This is a genomic window from Nostoc sp. DSM 114161 (assembly GCF_052692665.1).
In genome coordinates, this window is sequence record NZ_CP195141.1 from 321,703 (window position 1) to 342,954 (window position 21,252).

Consider the following 21,252-nt stretch of genomic DNA (forward strand, 5'->3'; position numbering starts at 1 on the left):
AATTACTTAGCCGTAATCAGGACTAATTACTATTTGCTCTTTGAGAGATTGGAAATCGCCAGCGACGATTCACAATAGAACAAGAAGCTAAAAAATATTCTTGTTGTTGTGCTGACGCAATGCGATCGCGTTGCTGAGATCAAATGATTGCTAAAACTACGGTTACACCTACCGCACGCCTGGTTGAGGTCTTCTCTGCCATTCAAGGGGAAGGACTGAATGTAGGGACTCGTCAGATTTTTATTCGCTTTGCTTTGTGTGATTTGCGCTGTCACTTTTGTGATAGTTCCCACACTTGGAATGCACCTGTTAGTTGCCGGATAGAGCGATCGCCCGGATTGCGCGACTTTGAAATATACTCTAATCCTGTCCCATTACCCATATTAATCGAATGGGTGGAAAGGCAAAATCTACCTTCCTTACACGATAGCATTAGCTTAACTGGGGGCGAACCACTTCTTCATGCTCCATTTTTAACTCAGTTTCTACCCAAAGTGCGAGACATAACTGGCCTACCTATATATTTGGAAACTGGCGGACACCGCCCAGAACAATTGGCAATGATTCTCCCCTACTTAGACTCTGTAGGAATGGATTTCAAATTGCCCAGTGTTAGCGGCGAAAGTCATTGGCAAGAACATGCAAAATCTCTCCAATTATGTCACGATTCATATTTAAATGTTTTTGTCAAGATAATTGTGTCCCAAAACACAGATCCCGCTGAATTGGAACGTTCAGCTTTATTGGTGGCAGATATTAGTCCAGATATACCGGTATTTTTACAACCTGTTACGCCTTTAACAAAGTCTGAACAATTGTCTCCAATACCTGTACTTGCTCCTACACCAGATCGAGTTTTGATGTGGCAAGCTTTGATGAAACAGTCTCTCAAACAAGTGCGGGTAATACCCCAGACACATAAAATGCTCAATCAGCTGTAAAAGTTGCTGCTAAATCTACGTATTACTAAAGATCTCGTGAAAGTAAAAATAAATTTATATGAAATTTTATTAGCTAAATAAATATATTAATTTTTATTTAATCTTTGTCCAATAATAAAGCTGCTAGCTATCAAAAAGCAGCTTGGCTAAAGCCAAAAGATTTTGGATTTAGATTTTAGATTTAGATTTGAGATTTTAAATTTATTTATTGAAATATTTTTAGGGGTGGGTATCGCCCACCCAACCTACTTTCTGGTTGCTACAGTGCGCTTTCATCCATCGTTCTGGACTTAGCTTTTGCCTTATTTGCACTGCGTTTGAGAGCAGAGAGCCTTGCTTCGTATTTCGAGCGTTGACGCTTGCTAGGAGTGTTATCAATCAGGGTTTTTAAGGCGCTACCAAGACTCTTGTAGGCGTTGGGGAGGGTATAACCAAAACGAGTTGCCAAGGCGATCGCTTTTTCATCAGCATTGAGCAGTTCTTTTAGTTGCTTTTCCCCATTGTTCTTTTGATACAATCGCCAGCCTGACACGCCGCACAGCGCTAAAGCTAACACCAAAAGCAATCCATCTTGTACCCACAATTCACCGACAGCACCACCTAAACCGATGGCTAGTGCTGCCATTTCCCAGCCATCTTTGGGAATTGTGTCGTTTTGAACGCGAGCAACTTCATGCCAGAACAGCAGATTACGCTGATCCATTGCGAGGGTGTCCCATTTCACCAAGTCAATTTGAATTTCTACCTGGTCTTTACCAATTTCTTCGCAGCGGATCAGGGGTGGATTGACCTCAGTGGTGCCTTCTACCGTGACCCAGCTCTGCAATTCTGGCGGTAGTAAGCCTTTCAACCGCCGGAGTTCACTCATTTCCGCTTTAGCAGAGGAGGTTGCATAGGATGTCATAATATCCAGCCCCAGAAAATTTCAGTATATAGTGAGGGTATCACTTTGGAGTATAGCTATTTCAGTAACGATCCGTCTCACTCGTTGGGAAAACTTCCTCGTTTTTTTCGTGCTTCCATTGCCTTTTCGAGTAAATCCAGTAAACCTGGAGCTTCTTCTTGGATACTAAGTAATAATCTTTCTCCAAGTTCTATATTTCCCGGATCGAGGCCTGTTTCCATAACTTCTTTCAGGCGAGGGATTGCTATGCCATCTACAATCTGAATTAATCCACTCAGACAACGGTGAAACTGCTTTTCTGTGAGAATTGAGTCTTCCAGAGGGAACTCAATAATGGCACGGATTTCACCATCGGATGGGTCATACTCCCATTGCAACATTTTGGTTTCCCAGGAAATGGCAAGCATTGTCTGTAGGATAGCTCCCTTGTGAGGATGGTCTTGAATTCCTGCCAGAACTTGAGGTGCAAATACCCGAAAAAATTTTCCTTCTTCATCCAACTGAACAACTATTAGAAAATCTTCTAAGTTATCAGCTTCCACACCTGTTATAATCCGGTCTTCTTCATCATCAAAACGGTAGTCCCAACCAAGGTTATCTAAGTACTTGGCAATTTGTTTGAGGTTAGCTCCCATAAAAGCCTCATAGGAATGCTGGAGCAGCTGTTACCAGACCTAGTTTAACCTGCGAGTGGTAGTAGTTTGAGTTAGTGTGGCTACTTATGGATGAATTAGGTATGGGGGATAGGGCATAGGGCATGGGGCATTGGAGATAGTAAAAATAGGTTTTCATGCTGAGATATATCTATTATTTTTTGAGGCCTTTTGTTGATTATTAAAGATGCAATAATTTATTACTCCAACTTTTACACAATAAAAAATATAAAATTGGTATCGCTAAATTTTTAATATTATCTTCCAGGTTTGATTAATAGATTGCTATTAAGTATGCTGAGAGCATTTTCAACAAAAATGCCAAATTAAAGGTAATTGAGGCAAGTTATACAAACTCTCTGAGGCTTTTAAAAAATCAGTAAAAACTTCAACCAAGGCTTTTAAGGGTGAAAAAAAATAGCCCGGAGGCTGGTAGAGTTTTATATGACAAGCAAGAAATTGTTTTTAAGAAAATGATTGTAGTGAATAATACATTTTTATTGTCTAGTAACTATGAAGTTTATGTATAAATCAGGTTTAATTGTAGCGATCGCCCCTCTAATCTTTGCCATTACTGCTTGTGGTGGAGGGCCAGGGCAAACAACAAATACAACCAGCAGCCCAGATAGTAATCCACCAGTACCAGGAACTCGAAATCGTTTGAATACTATTAAAAGCCGCAGTCAGGTAATTTGCGGTGTTAGTGGTGAAATTCCAGGCTTCAGCTTTGTGGGAAGCAACGGGAAATACAGTGGCATTGATGTAGATATTTGCAGGGCGATGGCAGCTGCTTTGTTTGACAAACCAGATGCAGTAGAATTTCGCAATCTCAATGCCAAAGAGCGTTTTACAGCTTTGCAAACTGGGGAAGTAGACGTTCTTAGCCGTAATACTACCTGGACTCTAAGTCGCGATACTTCAGTAGGTTTAGAATTTGCACCTGTAGTCTTTTACGACGGACAAAGCATCATGGTTCGCAAAAATAGCAATATTAAATCCTTGGCAGATTTAAAAGATAAAGCTATTTGCGTTCAAACCGGCACTACTACCGAACAGAATTTAGCAGACCAAATGCGGAAAAGAGGCATCGCTTACAAACCTGTTGTATTTGAAGACGTTAATGTTACTTTTGCCACCTATGCTCAAGGGCGTTGTGATGGTATCACGGCCGATCGCTCGGCGTTGGTTTCTCGGCGCACAACCCTACCCAACGCCCAAGACAATGTAATTCTTGAAGAAGTGATTTCTTCAGAACCTCTTGCGCCAGCAGTAGCTAAAGGAGACATTAGGCTGGGTGATGTCCTGAAATGGGTGGTTTATTCTTTAGTAAAAGCTGAAGAATTGGGCATTAATTCCCAGAATGTAGGTCAGTTAGCCGCTAGTAACGACCCAGACATTAAGCGCTTTTTAGGAACAGAAGGCAACCTTGGTGAAGGACTCGGCTTAACAAACGACTTTGCCGCACGAATAATTAGGCACGTCGGCAACTATGCTGAAATTTACGATCGCAACCTCGGCCCCAAAACCAAACTTAATTTAGCTCGCGGTCAAAACCAACTCTGGAATAAAGGCGGACTACTTTACTCTCCGCCGTTTCGGTAGGAGTAGGAAATGGGAACTGGGTAATGGATAAAGTTTGAATTATCAATTACCAATCCCCAATGACTAATGACTAATGACTAATAACTCATGATTAATGACTACCGTTTTTGGAGAATTATTGGGCAATTTTTTGCAGTATTTTTAACAGCAGTTGTAATATTAATGTTATGGGAAAATCTTAACCGCAATTTGCAGCAATTGGGCATTCAGTTTGGATTTGGTTTTCTCAATCAGCAAGGTTCTTTTGATATCGGTGAAACGGCGATTAGCTACAAACCAACTGATACTTACAGCCGAGCTTTATGGGTGGGTTTAATTAACTCTTTGCGGGTGGCGATCGCCGGAATATTTCTCACGACAATTGTAGGGATCGCTGCTGGAATTGCGCGATTTTCTGACAATTGGTTGGTACGGAAGATCGCTTTAGTTTATGTAGAAATTTTCCGTAATACGCCCTTATTGCTGCAATTGTTATTTTGGTACTTTGCTGTTTTTCTTAGTTTTCCCAAAACCGAAAATAAAATATCTCTTTGGGGTTTTATTAGCCTGAGCCAAAGTGGTTTAGAACTGCCTTGGTTTACTCTATCACCAGAGTTTTCAGCTTTGCTGTTGGGATTAACTTTTTACACGGGTGCGTTTATAGCAGAAATTGTCCGAGGTGGAATTCGATCGGTACCTCAGGGACAATGGGAAGCAGCGCGATCGCTAGGATTAAAACCAGGCTTAGTGATGCGACTGGTGATTTTTCCCCAAGCTTTGCGGGTAATTATTCCGCCGTTGACGAGTCAATATCTGAACTTGACGAAAAATTCTAGTTTAGCGATCGCCATCGGCTACCCTGATATTTATTTTGTCGGTTCCGCCACTTTTAACCAAACTGGCAGAGCCGTAGAAGTAATATTAATAATTATGCTCACCTATCTCATTCTAAGTTTGAGTATCTCTTTAATAATGAATTTGTTTAATCGCAGCGTGCAAATTAAAGAGAGATGAGGAAGTTAGGAAAAATGAAAAGATGCGGGGACGCAAAGAAAAACAAATGACTAATGACAAATTGACTTGGTTGCGTAAAAACCTATTCAGTACTTGGTACAACACCTTGTTAACTGTTGTCTGTTTGGTATTGTTGTTTTGGATAGCACGAGGAGTGATAACCTGGGCAAAGACTCAAGCACAATGGGCAGTAATTCCAGTTAATTTACGTTTATTTTTAGTTGGGAGGTTTCCCCAAACACTATATTGGCGAGCTTGGACTGTGCTGGCGATCGCTGCAATTTTAACCGCTATTACTGGAGGTGTATTCTTTAACAAGCAACAGTTAACAAAACGGAGAATTGCTTTTTTTACGTTTGGATTCGGTATTTTATTAGTTATTTTACCGCTAGATTTTATCTACCGCTTGCAGTTACTATTAATTGCAGTTTTAATATTGGCATTTTTTTGGTTGGCAAGAAAATTTGCTCAAGTATTAACTCCTTGGCTTTCACTATTATGGTTATTATCTTTTCCTATTATTTTGTGGCTAATTGGTGGTGGATTTGGATTGCAATCTGTACCAACAAATTTGTGGAATGGTTTGCTACTTACCCTACTAATGGCAGCAGTTAGTATCGTGCTTTCGTTTCCCATTGGGATTTTACTGGCTTTAGGGCGAACAAGTGATTTACCAACCGCTCGTTGGTTTTCTATCCTCTACATTGAAATCATTAGAGGAGTTCCATTGATTGGCATTTTGTTCCTTGCTCAGGTAATGCTTCCCTTGTTTTTACCAGCAGATGTGCGTTTAGATCGGGTGCTGCGAGGAATTGCTGGATTGGTTTTATTTAGTGCTGCTTACATGGCAGAAAATGTACGCGGTGGACTTCAATCAATTCCACGGGGACAAGTTGAAGCCGCAAAAGCATTAGGATTAAATACAGCCTTGGTGGTTTTATTAATTGTTTTACCTCAAGCTTTACGTGCGGTTATTCCTGCGATCGTTGGTCAATTTATCGGCTTATTTAAAGACACTTCACTTTTATCTTTACTGGGATTAGTAGAACTCACAGGTATTGCCCGTTCTATTTTGGCACAGCCAGAATTTCTCGATCGCTACGCAGAAGTTTATTTATTTATTGGATTGATTTATTGGATATTTTGTTACTCAATGTCAGTAGCTTCTCGGAGTTTAGAAAAAGAGTTAAATCAGTAGTTATATTATTTAATAATTTAACATCAGGAATTCCTATTTACTCTATTAACATACTAAAAAAATCAGAGGTGTATATCTGTGTCAACAGACCAAAAACCGATAATAATTGCTGAAAATGTTCACAAGTGGTATGGCAAATTCCATGCTCTCCAGGGTGTGAGTTTGACAGTAAATCGCAAAGAAGTTGTAGTTTTAATGGGGCCTTCTGGTTCTGGGAAGTCTACTTTTATTCGCACGTTCAATGCCTTAGAAGAATATCAACAAGGAAGAATTGAAATTGATGGTATTACTCTGAGCCATGACTTACGAAATATTGAAGCAATTCGTAGAGAAGTGGGAATGGTATTTCAACAGTTTAATTTATTCCCCCATTTGACGGTATTGCAAAATATTACTTTGGCACCGATTTGGGTGAGACGATCGCCAAAAATCCAAGCTCAAGAATCGGCGATGAAACTACTAGAAAGAGTAGGCATTTTAGAACAAGCGCATAAATATCCAGGACAGTTATCTGGGGGACAACAGCAACGCGTGGCGATTGCTCGTGCTTTAGCAATGCAACCTAAAATTATGTTGTTTGATGAACCCACCTCAGCCTTAGATCCCGAAATGGTACGGGAAGTATTGGATGTCATGCGAAGTCTCGCCCGTGATGGAATGACAATGGTAGTCGTCACCCACGAAGTAGGATTTGCCCGCGAAGTCGCCGACCGAGTTATCCTCATGGATAGCGGTACTCTCGTCGAATCAGCTACCCCAGACACATTTTTCAGCAACCCCAAACAAGAAAGAACGCGCAAATTTTTATCACAAATTCTCTAAAACCTCTGCGCCCCTTTGCGTTTCACTTCTAACCCTTTTGTCCCTCACACGCCTGATTGCTGTTAGCGATCGCTCAAAGCCCGTAGTCATCATATACAGGTACTTTTCAGATGTCCAATATATATTGATATAAAATTGAGACTTATAAAATATCAAAAAAATGGAATTGCGACATCTGCGCTACTTTATCGCTGTGGCTGAAGAACTCCACTTCAGTAAAGCCGCCGAACGACTGCATATTGCTCAACCGCCGTTAAGCCAGCAAATTCAGCAACTAGAGGCGCAATTAGGAGTAGAACTGTTTCACCGCAAAACCAAGCGACAGGTGCAACTAACCGAAGCCGGACAAGTATTCTTGCAAGAAGCTTATCAGCTTTTAGCCCAACTCCAAAAAGCAATCGAGCTAACTCAAAAAATTGGCAGAGGTGAAAAGGGACAATTACGAATTGGGTTTACCAGTTTGGTAACTTATAATTTGCTTCCTGGAATTTTGCGACAATTTCGAGAAAAGTTTCCCGAAGTAGACTTAATTTTGCAGGAATTAACTACAAATGAGCAAGAAAGAGCGCTTCAAGAGAACCGCATTCACGTAGGCTTTGCTCATCCACCATTAGAAGATAATACGCTCAATCAAAAGTGTATTCAACAAGAAGCTTTAATTGTCGCTTTAGCGGAAACTCATCCTTTAGCTGAACGAGAAAATATTTCAGTGCGATCGCTAATCAACGAAAATTTTATTATGTTTCCTCGCCATTTAGGCTCTGGACTTTACGACCAAATTGTAAGCCTTTGTCAGCAAGAGAATTTTAGCCCGAAAGTGACTCAAGAAGCGATTCAAATGCAGACAATTATCGGGCTGGTTTCAGCAGGAATGGGGATTGCGATCGTGCCATCTTCGTTGCAAAATCTTCAAAGAACTGGTGTAGTTTATCGTAGTTTTGAGGAGAAAACACCATTAGTAGAAACGGCTATAGTATGGCGGGAAGAAGACATGACACCTGTTCTCCAAGAGTTTTTGCAAATGCTTCAAGTACGAAACCGAAATTCATAAAATCTCAATAGAAGCAGTACGACGCGGAACTAAGTAAATTGCAAATATTTGGTTTGAGGCTTCTGCCAATTTTAAAACTTCACGTAAATTTTCACTGTGAGCGATTAAGCCATCGGCATTGTAAGCAATATATTGATTCTTATATAACTCTAATAACATTTGGCGATTCTGGTTCAGCCACTTCAGCATTTGCTTACTTTCGTGTGGAGACGGTGTTGTATTCATAGATTTCTCTCATCATAAATTTATAAGCTTGCTTTAATTGAGAGAAGATATTAAGCCACGTTCAACAGCCACTTTTAATGCTCTGGCTTTACTTATCAAGCCATGTCGGTAGACTTGCATAAGTTCATCTAGTTGACGAGCTTCTAAATCATTTATTTCTCCCTCTCGATTACGCGCTAAAAGTTCGCTTAAAACTTTTTGCTGTTCAACTTCCATTTGCATATCACACATAGCCAAAACCTCAGCATCAGGTAGTGACTCCAGAGTTAGTTTACTTTCATAATCTTTATTGTTCATAATGATATTTACAAGTCAAAATAATTAACAAATCTTCTTCAACTTTGTAAACTAATCTATGTTCATCTGTTATCCGTCTCGACCAGTAACCTTGTAGTTCATATTTTAATGGTTCTGGCTTACCTATTCCTGCGAATGGATCTCTTTGTATATCTCTAATCAGTTCCAAGATTTTTTTAAATATTTTTTTGTCTTCTGTTGCCCACTGACCTAATTGTTCAAAAGCTTCTGGTTCAAAGGCAACTTTTTTCATATTCATCTAAATCTACATAAATTAGATTTCCTGCTTTTACATTTTCCACAGCTTTGAGCAGATGATTTTTGTTAGTTTCTGATTTCAAAAGATAAGTAGTTTCATCTTCTTGAGTCGATGGTTCAACTAGAACAATTACTTCTACAACTGTTCCTTCTGGTAGCTCAGTTTTTGAGAGTTCAATCTTGCCATTTTTGCCAACAATAGCCTTTTGTTTAATTCCACTAAGCATAATTGGTATTTACTCTAATCTTTACTATCTTATTGTAACTGTGTTTGACTGAAATGAGATTTAGGCGATCGCCACATTTTTTCAGGTTTTTTAAAAGTAGCGATTGTTATTAGACAGAATAGAACTCAAATTGGGAATACTGAATAAAGTACGGGTATTAGCTGCATAGAGGCAAATGAGTTTATTGCCGGATACTATGCTACTGAGTATTTAGTAAGTGAGAGAAAACTATGGAAAATTTTACAACAACATTTATAATTCCTAACTGGATTGTTGAGGGATTGAAAAACCAAGCTTACGAACGTGTTGGCGGTGTAATTCGAGAAGTAGGGAGCAAAAAAGTTGTTACTTGGTTACGTGAAATATCACCGAATTTGATACAAAGCTCAACAATACTTTCTCAATTTGGTTCAGCCGCTAGTATTCTTAATCTCGGCGTTTCAGTAATAGGATTTGCTGTGGTAATTAAACGCTTAGGCGAAATTGAGCAACGCCTCAAAATTTTACAGCAAGATGTTAAGCAACTCAATAGTAAGTTTGACTTGACTGTTAATGCCAATTTTTGTGCAGCTCTTGATTTAGCGCGTGATGCTTTTACAATGACTAAACCGGAAAATCGTCTTAACATGATGAATTTAGCTATTAACCGATTTTTAGAAGCTCAACATATTTATACTGGTTATTTTGAAACAGCATTAGAAGAAGATATTCAAGTTGCTGATGAATATTTATCATCATTATTCTTAACTTATGTAGCTAAAACGCGTTGCTATTTAGAATTGGAAGAAATTGAAACTGCGCGTCGTTGTCTGCAAGAAGGTGCAGAATTGCTTGCTAAAAGTGTAAAAAAATTTGTTGAGAAGATATTTGCATATCTTGACCAGCAAGAACAAGATCAGTTTTACAAAAACTATTCTCTGTTAATTCCTCCTACATATATCACTATGAACGATGTCATTACTGGAGTACTTGGAGGTTGGACTACAGTCAAACCAAAAATAGAACCAATATTTTCAGGAATATCAATATCAGCACTTGCAGCACCACTCATAGCACCGGTATTTCCGCTAGCAGACCTACTAGGGGGACTCATGGGAATTAATTCATCAGAAAAACAAGACAAACCAAAATTAGCTCAACCATTGCAAAAAATTGAAGCTATGATCGAAACTTATCGTCGTTTTGAAGCTTATGAGACAGAAGTAGAAGTAATATCCAGACTAGACAGCAGTTTCCAAGACTGGCTTCAATTCAGTTCATCTACTAAAATAAAACTTGATGAAGCAGAATTTATTTATATAATCCCATCTAAACCTTTAGATTTACAGTTATGTAGTTATTCAATTTTTGAATACTAGTCATATTTTGATTCGCTCTTATGTAGTTTATAAAAAAAAGGCGAACTTTTCGGTTCGCCCTTACTCACATAGTCTTATAGTGTTACTCAATAAAAACCCAAATCTTAAATCTTCGCTTCTTCCTTCACCAACTTCTCCCAACCCAAATCTTTCAAATTATTATTCCGACGCAACGGACGAGTCACCAACTCCAACATATCCCGCGCATTTGTAAAGCCGTGAATTTGAGCAAAAGTGAACTCTACAGACCACTTAGTATTAATACCGCGTGCTTCCAACGGGTTAGCATGAGCCATACCAGTAATTACTAAATCTGGTTTCAACTCATAAATTCGCTGGAGTTGATTGTAATTATCCGGCTTCTCCACAATCTTTGGCAGAGGCGAACCCATTTCCTGGCAAGTTTTCTCCAGTAGCGCCAACTCAGCAGCTTGATAGCGCTTATCCATGTAAGGAATCCCAATTTCGTGAACTGTCATCCCACAGCGCACCAAAAACCGTGCTTGGGAGATTTCCAGCAAGTTATCACCCATGAAGAAGACAGACTTACCGCGAATCAGTTTCACGTAATCTTCCAAGCTTTCCCAAATTTGGGTTTCCCGTTCATCCAAACCCTTGGGAGTAATACCGAACACCGAGCAGATTTTCTCAATCCAAGCGCGGGTACCATCGGGGCCAATTGGGAACGGTGCGCCGATGAGTTTACACTTGCGGCGGCGCATTAAAGTTGTAGCTGTGCGGCTGAGGAAAGGGTTGACACCAGCGACATAATACCCTTCTTCCAGTACTGGCAGTTCAGTGAAGCGCTTTGCGGGTAGCCAGCCGGAAACTTTGATGCCTTGTTTCTTCAGTTCCAAGGTTAACTGAGTAACCACGGGATCGGGAAGGGAACCAAAGAGAACTAACGGCGGGTGGTCTACGTACTCAGATTCTTCTTGGACGACATCTTCTTTTTTCTTGCCGAAGTTTAGCAATTTAGCGATCGCATTGCGTTCAGTTTTCTCTGTTTCTGCCACCGGCGCCTTATCGGGACAACGATTAGCCATTGCAGCTAACACGGTGTCTTCTCCTTGGGTGAAGGCATAATCTAGACCGTTTGCACGCGCCACAACGATGGGAATACCAATCTCAGCTTCTAGTTTCGGTGCTAAACCTTCTAAATCTGTTTTGATAATTTCTGTGGTGCAAGTACCAATCCAGACAATTACACTAGGATTGCGATCGCGTTTAATTTGCAAGCACAACCGCTTCAGTTCTTCATAATCATTCAGCTGTGCCGAAATATCCCCCTCTTCCAACTCAGCCATTGCATAGCGGGGTTCAGCAAAAATCATTACCCCCATCGCATTTTGCAGGAAGTAGCCGCAAGTTTTTGTCCCAATCACCAAAAAGAAACTATCTTCAATTTTTTGGTATAACCACGCCACGCAGCTAATTGGGCAAAAGGTATGGTAATTCCCAGTTTCACACTCAAAGTTTAAAGCTTCTGGTTGTTGAGCGACAGTCATTTTGGTTTTTTCTCCCCTTGATTTTTCAAGTTAGAAGTAATTAAGTTAGGAGTTAGGAGTTAGGAGTTAGGAGTTGTGAGTTAGGAGTTAGGAGTTAGGAGTTGTGAATTAGGAGTTGTGAATTAGGAGTTTTTATTACTAACTCTTAATTCTTAACTCATAACTTCAAATTACTCCTAACTTTTCTGAACTCCTAACTCTTAACTCCTAACTCCTAACTTTTCTGAACTCATAACTTTTCTTAACTCCTAACTTAGTAATTAAGCGTTGGGGAAGAGACGGGCAATTTCGGATTCATCAAAAACGCCAGCTGGCAGTTCTTCCCCTAACAAATCGTTATTTTCTTCAGCCTTTTGCAGCGATGTTTCATCACCCCAGACATCTGATAGCACGTCACTAAACGCATTTTCGTCTAATGGACTATCTTCAAGTACCTGGTCATCCAGCTTTACTTCCATTGCAGCTGTTGTTGCATCGAAAGTAATGTCCCCAAATTCATCTGCTTCTACACTAGAGGTTTGGAGTGGCTCATCTTTTGAGCCTTCGTCGTTGGCTAAGGAAATATCACCAAAGCCATTTTCACTTTCCTCAGAATCGCTTAACGCCAGATTTTCATCATCGGAATCCACCATTGTGAACTGTTGAGCTACTGCCACTGACTCAAAGCCATTATGAGAATGTGTCAATGTTTCATCTTCAGGTCTTTCATCAACGGCAGCTACGGCATTATGCACATAATTCTCTTGTTCTGGTGTGACTTGGAAGCGATTACCGAGAGCAAAATCTGGGTCAAAATGCAAATCCAGAACTTCAATCAGGGTATCAGCATCAGGATTAAGTTTGGCAAAAGGCAACATCAATTGCGCTAACTTTGGTTCTAGCGCGTTAACTACTCCCAGGATGAGGTAAGAAGGTGGTCGCTTCCCGCCATCAGGCGTGTAGACTGATTCCACTTCCATGTGCAGCGTAATCCAGTCCCGATTTGTTTGAAAAAATTGCAACCACTTCTGCTTTAATGAATCTGTAAAGCTGTGAAAGAATGCCATGTTATTGTCCCCCATCCTGAAAACTTGGTGATTTATACAATCATCAAGTCTAGTTCCTCTTCGGCATTAGGAACCTGGGGTTTACCCGGATTTAGATAAAAATCGGACAACAAAGAGAACAATTCGCGATCTGGTGAGTCGTTAGGTACAACGCCTTCGGGACGCGCCAAAATTTGATCGGCAATGTTGAGATAGTAATCGCAAACGTAGTCCAGGGAAGGATCTTGCTCTGCCATTTCAAACAAAGTCTTACCTTTAACGCGCGAAACGCGGATATCTTCAATCAAAGGTAAAACCTCTAGAACTGGCATTGGCACAGCTTCTACATATTTTTCAATTAAGTCGCGCTTCGAGGTGCGGTTGCCAATTAACCCAGCTAAACGCAATGGATGAGTTCGTGCTTTCTCCCGGACTGAAGCAGCAATGCGATTAGCAGCAAATAACGCATCAAAGCCGTTGTCTGTAACAATCAGGCAGTAATCTGCGTAGTTGAGTGGTGCTGCAAATCCACCGCAAACTACATCGCCGAGAACGTCAAACAGAATTACATCGTACTCATCAAAAGCGTTAAGTTCTTTAAGTAATTTTACGGTTTCGCCAACGACATAACCGCCACATCCTGCACCCGCAGGTGGCCCGCCAGCCTCTACGCAATCAACACCACCGTAGCCTTTATAAATCACGTCTTCCGGCCACACATCTTCGTAGTGATAATCCTTTTCTTGGAGGGTGTCGATAATTGTGGGAATCAAAAACCCTGTCAGGGTGAAGGTGCTGTCATGTTTTGGGTCGCAGCCAATTTGCAGCACTTTCTTGCCACGTTTAGCTAGGGCGACGGATATATTACAGCTAGTTGTGGATTTGCCAATACCACCTTTTCCGTAGACTGCTAGTTTCACTGTTGTTTGCCTCTTATAGCTTCTTGTCAAACTTGTGGCTCAAACGTTTGCCTTCACCTTGCCTGAGACGGCGATGCGTGAGGTCTTGTGGTTGTCATTATTGTGCAAATTACATAGAAAAGAAAGTGGGTCTGAATCTATAAAACGTTGCTATCTGGCGCTAGATAATTTAAATAGATTTATTTAGCCTTTGATTACTTTAAAAAGCTTATATAAACCTAAAAATACTAAATAAAAGTTTTTTAATAACTATTTTTTTAAAAATAGTTACAAAATACAAAAAGCTGAAATTCCCTTTTTTAAATGGTTTTCATAGAATTAGCCGATCGACATAGGAGGCGTTTTCAGGGGATTAGGACGCAGTATCAAGGTTAGACAGAGGTATATGCAGCCATCTGTTACAAAAACGACTGAAATTAGCGATCGCAATTAAATTCCCACCTTTCCCTCGTTAGCCAACACCACTTGAGAGGAAGTTAATCTGATTTTGTAAAATATTATTAAATTGCCAAATTATTGTCTAAAATTCTTCAAATCTCTAAGCTGCATCAATATAACTAGGTAATATTTAAGAAATATTAAGATATTTATTTTCAGAAAAGTACAGTCTTGTCAAGCCTAAAAAATCAATGTTAATACTCAACATTTCTGTGTTGAGAAAAGTTATGAGTGATGCACAAAAAGACCGTAACTTTGGTTGCCTTAATGTTAATTTAATTCCTGTCTAGGGAATTATATATATAAAGCAACTTATTGCTTAACGATACAAATCGTTAAAGCTTGCTGCTAAACAAATTAATTTAAGAAAACTCGCTCAAAAATATGGAAGTTAAATTAGGATTCGGAGCTATTCCAAAACCTCAATACGTGTTTGTTAGTAGAGAAAACGATCATTGTTGGTATATGCTATCTGAAGATGAAAAACGCATCCCAATTTATGAGAGAGCTTTAACTGGGGCGATAACAGGAATAGAAGTTAATAAAAAGGTTGAAACTAAGTTTAAAGTAGTTGAAAAAAATGATTTATATATTTTGGCAGATAAACCTTATATTATTCGTTCAGGAAGTGAATCTTACTTTTCCCAAAGTTTGTTGTTATCTTTAGATATTCTTACTTGCGAACAACTGCGTAATCCACTAACGATGGCCGTTAGCCCAGGAGAGAGCAATGTAGTTTTTTGTACTATTTACGATCCAGTAACTTATCGCTCTATAGATGTTAGTTGGAATGGACACAAGGAAATTGATTGGCAAGCTTTAGGACAAAAAGTAAGTTTAAAAATTAACTCTCTGCAAAATTTCAATCAAGAACCAATACAAATATCTACTAATACAACACCCTCAGAAGCCCATACAGTTTTGATAGCTCAAAGTGATAGATATTTAGCACAATTAAATTGGACTCCAGAACAAGGGAGAGAGTATTTGCAGCAAAAATATGGAAAGCGATCGCGCTTACAACTCACTGATACAGAAATTCTCGAATTTATTGATTATCTGGAAGGAAAACTAACTCAAAACTGTCAAATTTAGCTGCTGTTGTGTGAGATTTGGATAATGGCGATCGCCTGTCTACTGTACTCAAATGTGAGCTTTGGATAATTGCGATCGCACAATTAAATAAAAGTACCAAATATTAAAACACTTCCATGAACTCAAGGGCTGATTTGTTGACTCGTATTACTCAAACCCCTGGTCAGTGTGGTGGTCATCCTTGTATTCGAGGCATGAGAATTCGTGTGAGTGACATTTTAGAAATGTTGGCTGAGAATGTCAGTATTTCTGAGATTTTAGAAGATTTTCCCGATCTCCAACTTGAAGATATCCAAGCCTGTTTATTGTTTGCAGCGATCGCTAAAATTGAAGCAGCAAAAGACTTTATGCAACAAGTAAGACGGCGGATTAATGAGTTACAGGGCGTATTTGAATGTCTGAATGAATGCGCTATTCTAGGTATTCAAGAACTTGAATCTTTACCATCATTCGACAAAAACAGGGATGCTAAGAAGTTTCAAAAAGTCGCACTTTTTGTGAAAGCACTTGCAGAAATTATGAAAACTCCTGTTTTAGACAGTGAAGGGCAGCTTAATCCCACTACTGCGACTATCCAAGCGAAGTATCGTACTTTGGGAGGCAATTAGAAATGACACTCAAAATAATCAAGGAATTTATTAATCCTGCTGAATCTCTACAGCAAGTAGTTTCAGCTTACACAGATTACCTTAAAGTTGCCGAAGAGGAACAGACAAAGAGACGTAATATTGAGGCTTGGGAAAAAGAAACAATCACCAGGATTAATGCTCAGCGAGATTTGCTGATGGCTTATTTAGATCGCTCTTTTGATGAACGTGCAAAAAACTTTCGCGCTTTATTTGCTGTTGTTGATAATGCGATCGCATCCGGTAATAATGAACAACTAGCTCTTACCTTAAACTCAATTACAGAAATCGCTAAATCCAGCCCATTTAAAGAACTTGCAAATTTAGCTTCTGTTCGCGCTGCCCTTGATGATCCAGACCACGAATGGACATTTTAATTTTATAAAAGTGGAATCACACTTTTGAAACTTTCCAAAATAGCCTGTTAACTCAGGCTTTTTTCATGTAATACCAAATTTACAGATAATAGGCACTCTGAGAAAATAGCGATCGCCATACAGAAATAATCACAATTACAGTTATCAAATATCGCTTGCTTCCGGTAGCCAGTCTTCATCTAACGCTAATTCTAAATCTCCATCGTATACGGTAATTCGCATTCCTCGAATACAAGGTTTACCACCTCGCCTCCCTGGTTCGATTGTAATAATGTTTTGGTACTGCACAGCTATTCAACCCTCAAAAATCATCATCAACAAAAAATTCGGCATCGTCTTCTAATCGAGAATTACCCTGTCCATAACCACCAAGATTCCACAATGGTTGCAGCAGTGCTGTGCCAATTAATCCTATAACTGCACTAAAAGCTAAAACTAAACCCGCTGGTATTTGTATTGATTGAAATGTTAAGAATTTTAACGATACTGGGGTGGCATTTTGAACTGAAATAATTGCGATCGCCAGTACCCAAATAGCTACAACTACGATTGTTAATAAAGGAGCTAAAGTTTTCATATCTTAATAAAAGTTAGGAGTTAGGAGTGAGGAGTGAGGAGTTTGAGCGAAGTTATAAATTAAGAGTTAAGAATTGCTAATTTACAACTCTTAACTCCTAACTCCTAACTCTTATGCTTCTAGCTTAGCAATGGCATTTTCCATCTTTTGAGAGATTTTGAAGAGTTTTTCCGGAGAGTTGGTTTCTAGGTAAACGCGCACCAAGGGTTCTGTACCGGAAGGACGCAGCAAAACCCAGCTACCTTCTTCTAAATAGAGTTTAATGCCGTCTTTACGCCCGACTTCCTTGACTTTAATTCCTGCTACCTCTGCGGGTGGATTTTTGGTAAAGGAGTCAATGACAGCGGTTTTGTGTGACTCGGTGAGGTGTAAGTCAAGGCGGGTGTTGTAAAGTGGCCCATCAGCTTCAGCGATCGCTTCCTTAACTAACTGACTTAGGGGTTTACCTTCATAAGCGATGGCTTCTGCCACTAGCATATCGGCTAAAACACCGTCTTTTTCGGGAATATGCCCAATTACACTTAATCCGCCTGATTCTTCCCCACCAATCAGTACGGCAGTTTCCCGCATTTTTTCACCGATGTATTTAAAGCCTACTGGTGTTTCATAAATTTGCAGCCCATATTTAGCTGCAAAGTTATCCAGCAGGTGGGTTGTAGCCACAGTGCGAACTATGGCGCCGCTTTTACCTTTATTTTTGATTAAATGTCGTGCTAAAACTAACAGCACAGTATTCGGAGTGAGGACAGTACCTTGTTCGTCAACAATACCAAAGCGATCGCTATCTCCATCTGTCGCCAAACCCAAATCTGCGCGATCCTTGACTACTGCTTCCACTAATTCAACTAATTGTTCTCCCTTAGGTTCTGGCATTCCGCCGCCAAATAATACATCTCTCCAAGTGTGGAAACTTTCTAATTGAGTCCCACTTTGTTGCAAAACTTCATCTAAATATCCGCGAGAAGTAGAATAGAGAGCATCGTATTTTACTTTTAAATTAGCGCTCTTAATTTTATCTATATCTAGCAGAGTGTAGATAAATTGTAGGTAATCTGGCTTGGGATCGAAAGTAGAAATTGAACGAGATGGATTGTTGCTAGGCGGTTCATCCGATGCACTTTCTATATTTGCCACAATAGTATCAGTAATCTCTGGAGTGGCAGGTCCAGCATAATCGGGGATATATTTAATTCCACAGTATGGTGCTGGATTATGGCTAGCAGTAAACATTAACGCCCCAGCGGAATTTAAGTGACGGGCGTTGTAGGCAATTACTGGTGTGGGACAATCCCGATCGGTAAGTTTCACACTCCAACCCAAATCTGCCAAGACTTGGGCTGCTGTGCGGGCAAACTGGTCAGCTAAAAACCGAGTATCGTAGGCTATAAGTACTGGTCTGTCTTTTGTATAGGCTGTTTCGAGGTAACTAGCGATCGCTCTTGTTACTTTCCTCACATTGGAAAAAGTAAAATCATCGGCAATAATGCCTCGCCAGCCATCGGTACCGAATTTTATCTTGCTGGAATTCCTGCTAGCGCTCATTTCTGCCACTTGCTCCCGTACATCATCAGTACTATTAAAAGCTTCCCGCAAAGCGTGTGTAGCAGCAAGTATCCTCCGAGGTTTATGTTCGGCGGAAACTAGCGAACATATTTCTTCCCACCGTACTTTCTCTCACCGTTTCCGAGCAATGTCAACCCCCGATCGACCTTTTGCCAGTTATCACCTTTGGTCTTTAGTTGCCCCAGCGTCAGGGCAAGAACGCTGGCATTGCCAGATGAGACGGGGGTTTATCAAAGCGCGGCAAAACGAACCACAAGTCAAAGCACTGTTAGCGAAAGCTACCGCACCCCAGCGGATTGGAATACTTGCCCAAAAAGGCGTTTATGAGTTTCATAATCACAGACACCTCTTAGAGCGATCCGATGGGGTAGAAAAAGTTGCACAGCTACTAAAATTAGCTAGTTCAAGCGAGCAAGTCCGCCAACGGGTGCTGCAAATTTTGAAAAAATATCATGATGCGCCGTTGCTGTTGGATAAAAATATTATCCAATTAACTCCTGGTGATGAAGGTTTTCCGAAACCGATTGTCATCGAACAACAAGATTATTGCTTTCGCTTATATGCGGCTATGGACTGCGTTTTCATTGAAAGCGATCGCACTTTACATATTTTAGATTTCAAAACTGGAAAATCAGCTTTTGACCGAAGACAGGCTTTAGTTTACTTGTTAGCTGCTCGTTATCTTTACCCTGGAAGACAAGCCGTTGCCTCATTTTATAATTTAGAAATTTGTAAAAAATCTGAATTAATTAGCATCAATAATAGCGAGTTAGAATCCTTAAAATTTGAGTTAGCTAATATAGCCCACAAACACCAGCGCGATTTACAAAATTATCAAGAACAAGTCAGCAATTTTAGTAAAATTTTTCCCCCAAATCCTGGCTCTCACTGCCGCTTTTGTCCATTTAACTCTATTTGCGAGTTTGCCGATTTCAAGCAGCATCAATCGTATCCATTGCCCAGTTTAAAGGTGCATAAGTAAGTACGTAGGGCTTGCTGAAAAAGTAATAAAAAAGCAAGATCGGGATTGGTTAGTTATTGAAGGTGGGTTAAGACATGTGTAACTCAGCCAACTAGCTTGTGGCGTTTCGGTACAGTGACTTGTTAGCTTGCGGCTAGAGATACAACACCATTCGCAAGCCCTCGTTTACCTCCTCCTGCAAATAGTCTGGTAGTGAAGCGATACGTTCAGTAAGAAATGCTTTATCGACTGTAAAAATCTGAGATACATTAGCGACACAATCTCTAGATAAACCTGATACTTCACAAGGCAATAACACATTACCTGGTGCTTCTGCTAACTGAGTATTCGAGGTAATGATGACAACGATAACTGTATTGATACGGCTTTGATTAAAAACATCATCTTGAATTACCAAGACAGGACGACGATATCCGGGTTCTGAACCTACTGGGTTAGGTAGATTCGCCCACCAAATTTCTCCCCGATACATTACCAATCCTCATGAGGCAGAGACATAAACTGCATCTTTGCCATTACTGGATCTAGCTCAGAAGATTCTTGAGAATAAACTTGGTTCAACTTGTGCAAAATTTGATTGCGGTTGTACTTTTTCAAATAAGCTTTTAACGCTTTTGTATAAAGCTCGCTACGCGACAACCCTAGCTCCTGGGCTAGTGCTTCTGCTTCTTCAAAAACTGAGTCAGGAAGCGAAATCGCAGTTTTCATAATGACCTTAGCTGCAAGTTTTATTTTTTGAGTTATACCTTGGTTATACCAAGACTGCAAGAGTAACCGCACTCACAGAATAGCAAATAATCTTTCTGCACGTCACAAGCCAGAATTAAAGCAGGTTAACGTCCCCAATCAGCCGCCGCAAACACCCTCAAACACTCAGCAGGTAGCTCATACGGTCGGTGTGCATTGGGCTTGTTAGACATCCCGCAGCATGGAATGGTTCAAAGCTGGCTCCAATACCTGACGACCAGAATAATACAACGCTCCCCTTCAAAGATGTATGGAGCAAACGCGCAATTGGAATCGTCATCATCATCAAGCTTGTAGGCAATAATCTCTTCCCCCAACTCTGATTTTAAGGAGCCTAGCCATGTATTCAGTAACGCTTCTTCTTCAGAATCTTCAGGTTGAAAACGATCTAACATCCAGATAGCGAAATCCATCGGCTGCATAACTTCAGCCTCATTTAGCATATCTTCCTCTGTCCACGAGTCCGGCATTGTGGAGTGAACATAGTAATCTGGATAAATCGCACGCACAAAAGCTAGCAAATCAGTAATTTCAATCTCTGTATCTTCTTCATCAGAACTGAATAGATAATATCCTTTGGGTTTTGCAAAGACTCGAATATCAGGAATGCCATAATCAAGATTTTTTCTAGGGGCTAGAAGCGCATCCAAGGATTGCTGCATCGTCGGTGAAAACTTGAAATTCTGAATAAAGTAAGCATCACCAATCTGAATAGCCTCTTTCTCAAATTCTTTTGCTGCCTTTCCGTGCTGCTTGACGAGTTGCTTCAATTCTTCAGGAGACATTTAGCTTTCTGGTTCACTCCAAGCAGACTTTGACAACTTAACATCATGATTGACTCAAGAGAATCGTAGCAAAGTGCCAA

General features: G+C 40.1%; 25 protein-coding genes and 1 pseudogene. 11 read left to right on the plus strand and 15 right to left on the minus strand.

The genetic code is table 11. The features are described from left to right. Positions 1-143 precede the first annotated feature (143 nt). Positions 144-941 carry a 7-carboxy-7-deazaguanine synthase QueE gene (locus NSTC745_RS01450; protein WP_445635566.1) on the plus strand — a complete coding sequence of 266 codons (798 nt, stop codon included), beginning with the start codon at positions 144-146 and terminating at the stop codon, positions 939-941. A 259-nt stretch (positions 942-1,200) separates the two neighbouring features. On the opposite strand, the gene NSTC745_RS01455 is transcribed toward NSTC745_RS01450, so the two are convergent. Both NSTC745_RS01455 and NSTC745_RS01460 read right to left on the minus strand, forming a co-directional pair. Beyond that, positions 1,201-1,845 carry a DUF3318 domain-containing protein gene (locus tag NSTC745_RS01455; protein ID WP_096536933.1) on the minus strand — a complete coding sequence of 215 codons (645 nt, stop codon included), beginning with the start codon at positions 1,843-1,845 and terminating at the stop codon, positions 1,201-1,203. Between the two features lie 77 nt (positions 1,846-1,922). Next, positions 1,923-2,480 (minus strand): hypothetical protein, encoded by a 558-nt coding sequence (locus NSTC745_RS01460; RefSeq protein ID WP_445635567.1) that lies wholly within the window; start codon positions 2,478-2,480, stop codon positions 1,923-1,925. 540 nt (positions 2,481-3,020) lie between these two features. Between NSTC745_RS01460 and NSTC745_RS01465 the strand changes: the two genes are divergently transcribed. The 5 genes from NSTC745_RS01465 (at position 3,021) to NSTC745_RS01485 (ending at position 8,164) form a co-directional block, all read left to right on the plus strand. After that, on the plus strand, positions 3,021-4,100 hold the full coding sequence (locus NSTC745_RS01465) for an amino acid ABC transporter substrate-binding protein (protein WP_445635568.1): 1,080 nt from the start codon (positions 3,021-3,023) through the stop codon (positions 4,098-4,100). Between the two features lie 87 nt (positions 4,101-4,187). Next, positions 4,188-5,093 (plus strand): amino acid ABC transporter permease, encoded by a 906-nt coding sequence (locus NSTC745_RS01470; protein ID WP_445635569.1) that lies wholly within the window; start codon positions 4,188-4,190, stop codon positions 5,091-5,093. A 46-nt stretch (positions 5,094-5,139) separates the two neighbouring features. Continuing rightward, entirely contained in the window at positions 5,140-6,291 is a 1,152-nt protein-coding gene (locus NSTC745_RS01475; RefSeq protein ID WP_445635570.1) for an amino acid ABC transporter permease, read from the plus strand. 78 nt (positions 6,292-6,369) lie between these two features. Further along, positions 6,370-7,113, plus strand: coding sequence for an amino acid ABC transporter ATP-binding protein (locus NSTC745_RS01480; protein ID WP_445635571.1), 744 nt, complete (start codon positions 6,370-6,372; stop codon positions 7,111-7,113). Positions 7,114-7,273: 160 nt separating this feature from the next. Beyond that, positions 7,274-8,164, plus strand: coding sequence for a LysR family transcriptional regulator (locus tag NSTC745_RS01485; protein ID WP_445635572.1), 891 nt, complete (start codon positions 7,274-7,276; stop codon positions 8,162-8,164). On the opposite strand, the gene NSTC745_RS01490 is transcribed toward NSTC745_RS01485, so the two are convergent. From NSTC745_RS01490 to NSTC745_RS01505, 4 genes are read right to left on the minus strand one after another with little or no spacing between them, the layout of a single operon-like run. Next, the gene (locus NSTC745_RS01490) at positions 8,159-8,389 is read right to left on the minus strand and encodes a DUF5678 domain-containing protein (protein WP_445635573.1); all 231 of its coding nucleotides are present in this window, start codon (positions 8,387-8,389) and stop codon (positions 8,159-8,161) included. The genes NSTC745_RS01485 and NSTC745_RS01490 overlap by 6 nt on opposite strands. A 33-nt stretch (positions 8,390-8,422) precedes the next feature. After that, the gene (locus NSTC745_RS01495) at positions 8,423-8,686 is read right to left on the minus strand and encodes a hypothetical protein (RefSeq protein ID WP_445635574.1); all 264 of its coding nucleotides are present in this window, start codon (positions 8,684-8,686) and stop codon (positions 8,423-8,425) included. After that, positions 8,676-8,939, minus strand: coding sequence for a Txe/YoeB family addiction module toxin (locus NSTC745_RS01500; protein WP_335023138.1), 264 nt, complete (start codon positions 8,937-8,939; stop codon positions 8,676-8,678). Before NSTC745_RS01500 ends, NSTC745_RS01495 begins: the two co-directional genes overlap by 11 nt. Then, positions 8,920-9,171 carry a hypothetical protein gene (locus NSTC745_RS01505; protein ID WP_445635575.1) on the minus strand — a complete coding sequence of 84 codons (252 nt, stop codon included), beginning with the start codon at positions 9,169-9,171 and terminating at the stop codon, positions 8,920-8,922. Before NSTC745_RS01505 ends, NSTC745_RS01500 begins: the two co-directional genes overlap by 20 nt. 230 nt (positions 9,172-9,401) lie before the next feature. Between NSTC745_RS01505 and NSTC745_RS01510 the strand changes: the two genes are divergently transcribed. Next, on the plus strand, positions 9,402-10,529 hold the full coding sequence (locus NSTC745_RS01510; protein ID WP_445635576.1) for a hypothetical protein: 1,128 nt from the start codon (positions 9,402-9,404) through the stop codon (positions 10,527-10,529). Positions 10,530-10,633: 104 nt separating this feature from the next. On the opposite strand, the gene NSTC745_RS01515 is transcribed toward NSTC745_RS01510, so the two are convergent. The 3 genes from NSTC745_RS01515 to bchL all read right to left on the minus strand — a co-directional run bounded on the left by NSTC745_RS01515 (position 10,634) and on the right by bchL (position 13,982). Then, a complete protein-coding gene (locus NSTC745_RS01515) occupies positions 10,634-12,037 on the minus strand; it encodes a ferredoxin:protochlorophyllide reductase (ATP-dependent) subunit N (RefSeq protein WP_445635577.1) in 1,404 nt (467 codons plus the stop codon). A gap of 260 nt (positions 12,038-12,297) precedes the next feature. Continuing rightward, positions 12,298-13,083: a DUF5331 domain-containing protein gene (locus tag NSTC745_RS01520; RefSeq protein ID WP_445635578.1), complete on the minus strand. Its 786-nt coding sequence runs from the start codon at positions 13,081-13,083 to the stop codon at positions 12,298-12,300. Between the two features lie 32 nt (positions 13,084-13,115). Continuing rightward, the gene (gene bchL / locus NSTC745_RS01525) at positions 13,116-13,982 is read right to left on the minus strand and encodes a ferredoxin:protochlorophyllide reductase (ATP-dependent) iron-sulfur ATP-binding protein (RefSeq protein WP_445635579.1); all 867 of its coding nucleotides are present in this window, start codon (positions 13,980-13,982) and stop codon (positions 13,116-13,118) included. Between the two features lie 822 nt (positions 13,983-14,804). Between bchL and NSTC745_RS01530 the strand changes: the two genes are divergently transcribed. From NSTC745_RS01530 to NSTC745_RS01540, 3 genes and pseudogenes are all read left to right on the plus strand, one after another. Beyond that, positions 14,805-15,515: a hypothetical protein gene (locus NSTC745_RS01530; RefSeq protein WP_445635580.1), complete on the plus strand. Its 711-nt coding sequence runs from the start codon at positions 14,805-14,807 to the stop codon at positions 15,513-15,515. Positions 15,516-15,631: 116 nt separating this feature from the next. Continuing rightward, positions 15,632-15,832 (plus strand): annotated as a pseudogene (locus NSTC745_RS01535) (DUF433 domain-containing protein); the annotation flags it as partial. A gap of 293 nt (positions 15,833-16,125) precedes the next feature. Next, positions 16,126-16,518 (plus strand): hypothetical protein, encoded by a 393-nt coding sequence (locus NSTC745_RS01540; protein WP_445635581.1) that lies wholly within the window; start codon positions 16,126-16,128, stop codon positions 16,516-16,518. 144 nt (positions 16,519-16,662) lie between these two features. Here NSTC745_RS01540 and NSTC745_RS01545 read toward each other — a convergent pair whose 3' ends face one another. The 3 genes from NSTC745_RS01545 to NSTC745_RS01555 form a co-directional block, all read right to left on the minus strand. Then, entirely contained in the window at positions 16,663-16,806 is a 144-nt protein-coding gene (locus tag NSTC745_RS01545; RefSeq protein ID WP_445635582.1) for a DUF433 domain-containing protein, read from the minus strand. 13 nt (positions 16,807-16,819) lie between these two features. Continuing rightward, the gene (locus NSTC745_RS01550; protein ID WP_445635583.1) at positions 16,820-17,095 is read right to left on the minus strand and encodes a LapA family protein; all 276 of its coding nucleotides are present in this window, start codon (positions 17,093-17,095) and stop codon (positions 16,820-16,822) included. 111 nt (positions 17,096-17,206) lie between these two features. Continuing rightward, entirely contained in the window at positions 17,207-18,637 is a 1,431-nt protein-coding gene (locus NSTC745_RS01555; RefSeq protein WP_445635584.1) for a phosphoglucomutase/phosphomannomutase family protein, read from the minus strand. Positions 18,638-18,785: 148 nt separating this feature from the next. On the opposite strand from NSTC745_RS01555, the gene NSTC745_RS01560 reads away from it, so the two are divergent. Further along, the gene (locus NSTC745_RS01560) at positions 18,786-19,640 is read left to right on the plus strand and encodes a PD-(D/E)XK nuclease family protein (RefSeq protein WP_445638505.1); all 855 of its coding nucleotides are present in this window, start codon (positions 18,786-18,788) and stop codon (positions 19,638-19,640) included. A gap of 133 nt (positions 19,641-19,773) precedes the next feature. Here NSTC745_RS01560 and NSTC745_RS01565 read toward each other — a convergent pair whose 3' ends face one another. The 3 genes from NSTC745_RS01565 to NSTC745_RS01575 form a co-directional block, all read right to left on the minus strand. Further along, positions 19,774-20,112, minus strand: coding sequence for a type II toxin-antitoxin system PemK/MazF family toxin (locus NSTC745_RS01565; RefSeq protein ID WP_445635585.1), 339 nt, complete (start codon positions 20,110-20,112; stop codon positions 19,774-19,776). Next, on the minus strand, positions 20,112-20,348 hold the full coding sequence (locus NSTC745_RS01570; RefSeq protein WP_414569869.1) for a ribbon-helix-helix domain-containing protein: 237 nt from the start codon (positions 20,346-20,348) through the stop codon (positions 20,112-20,114). Before NSTC745_RS01570 ends, NSTC745_RS01565 begins: the two co-directional genes overlap by 1 nt. Before the next feature lie 230 nt (positions 20,349-20,578). Next, a complete protein-coding gene (locus NSTC745_RS01575; RefSeq protein WP_445635586.1) occupies positions 20,579-21,172 on the minus strand; it encodes a hypothetical protein in 594 nt (197 codons plus the stop codon). Positions 21,173-21,252 lie beyond the last annotated feature (80 nt).

Bases quoted from the DNA above. Each gene is read 5' to 3' on its own strand.
- NSTC745_RS01450 (WP_445635566.1), top strand. From the start codon at position 144: ATGATTGCTAAAACTACGGTTACACCTACCGCACGCCTGGTTGAGGTC.
- NSTC745_RS01455 (WP_096536933.1), bottom strand. From the start codon at position 1,845: ATGACATCCTATGCAACCTCCTCTGCTAAAGCGGAAATGAGTGAACTC.
- NSTC745_RS01460 (WP_445635567.1), bottom strand. From the start codon at position 2,480: ATGGGAGCTAACCTCAAACAAATTGCCAAGTACTTAGATAACCTTGGT.
- NSTC745_RS01465 (WP_445635568.1), top strand. From the start codon at position 3,021: ATGTATAAATCAGGTTTAATTGTAGCGATCGCCCCTCTAATCTTTGCC.
- NSTC745_RS01470 (WP_445635569.1), top strand. From the start codon at position 4,188: ATGATTAATGACTACCGTTTTTGGAGAATTATTGGGCAATTTTTTGCA.
- NSTC745_RS01475 (WP_445635570.1), top strand. From the start codon at position 5,140: ATGACTAATGACAAATTGACTTGGTTGCGTAAAAACCTATTCAGTACT.
- NSTC745_RS01485 (WP_445635572.1), top strand. From the start codon at position 7,274: ATGGAATTGCGACATCTGCGCTACTTTATCGCTGTGGCTGAAGAACTC.
- NSTC745_RS01490 (WP_445635573.1), bottom strand. From the start codon at position 8,389: ATGAATACAACACCGTCTCCACACGAAAGTAAGCAAATGCTGAAGTGG.
- NSTC745_RS01495 (WP_445635574.1), bottom strand. From the start codon at position 8,686: ATGAACAATAAAGATTATGAAAGTAAACTAACTCTGGAGTCACTACCT.
- NSTC745_RS01500 (WP_335023138.1), bottom strand. From the start codon at position 8,939: ATGAAAAAAGTTGCCTTTGAACCAGAAGCTTTTGAACAATTAGGTCAG.
- NSTC745_RS01505 (WP_445635575.1), bottom strand. From the start codon at position 9,171: ATGCTTAGTGGAATTAAACAAAAGGCTATTGTTGGCAAAAATGGCAAG.
- NSTC745_RS01510 (WP_445635576.1), top strand. From the start codon at position 9,402: ATGGAAAATTTTACAACAACATTTATAATTCCTAACTGGATTGTTGAG.
- NSTC745_RS01515 (WP_445635577.1), bottom strand. From the start codon at position 12,037: ATGACTGTCGCTCAACAACCAGAAGCTTTAAACTTTGAGTGTGAAACT.
- NSTC745_RS01520 (WP_445635578.1), bottom strand. From the start codon at position 13,083: ATGGCATTCTTTCACAGCTTTACAGATTCATTAAAGCAGAAGTGGTTG.
- NSTC745_RS01530 (WP_445635580.1), top strand. From the start codon at position 14,805: ATGGAAGTTAAATTAGGATTCGGAGCTATTCCAAAACCTCAATACGTG.
- NSTC745_RS01540 (WP_445635581.1), top strand. From the start codon at position 16,126: ATGACACTCAAAATAATCAAGGAATTTATTAATCCTGCTGAATCTCTA.
- NSTC745_RS01550 (WP_445635583.1), bottom strand. From the start codon at position 17,095: ATGAAAACTTTAGCTCCTTTATTAACAATCGTAGTTGTAGCTATTTGG.
- NSTC745_RS01555 (WP_445635584.1), bottom strand. From the start codon at position 18,637: ATGAGCGCTAGCAGGAATTCCAGCAAGATAAAATTCGGTACCGATGGC.
- NSTC745_RS01560 (WP_445638505.1), top strand. From the start codon at position 18,786: ATGTCAACCCCCGATCGACCTTTTGCCAGTTATCACCTTTGGTCTTTA.
- NSTC745_RS01565 (WP_445635585.1), bottom strand. From the start codon at position 20,112: ATGTATCGGGGAGAAATTTGGTGGGCGAATCTACCTAACCCAGTAGGT.
- NSTC745_RS01570 (WP_414569869.1), bottom strand. From the start codon at position 20,348: ATGAAAACTGCGATTTCGCTTCCTGACTCAGTTTTTGAAGAAGCAGAA.
- NSTC745_RS01575 (WP_445635586.1), bottom strand. From the start codon at position 21,172: ATGTCTCCTGAAGAATTGAAGCAACTCGTCAAGCAGCACGGAAAGGCA.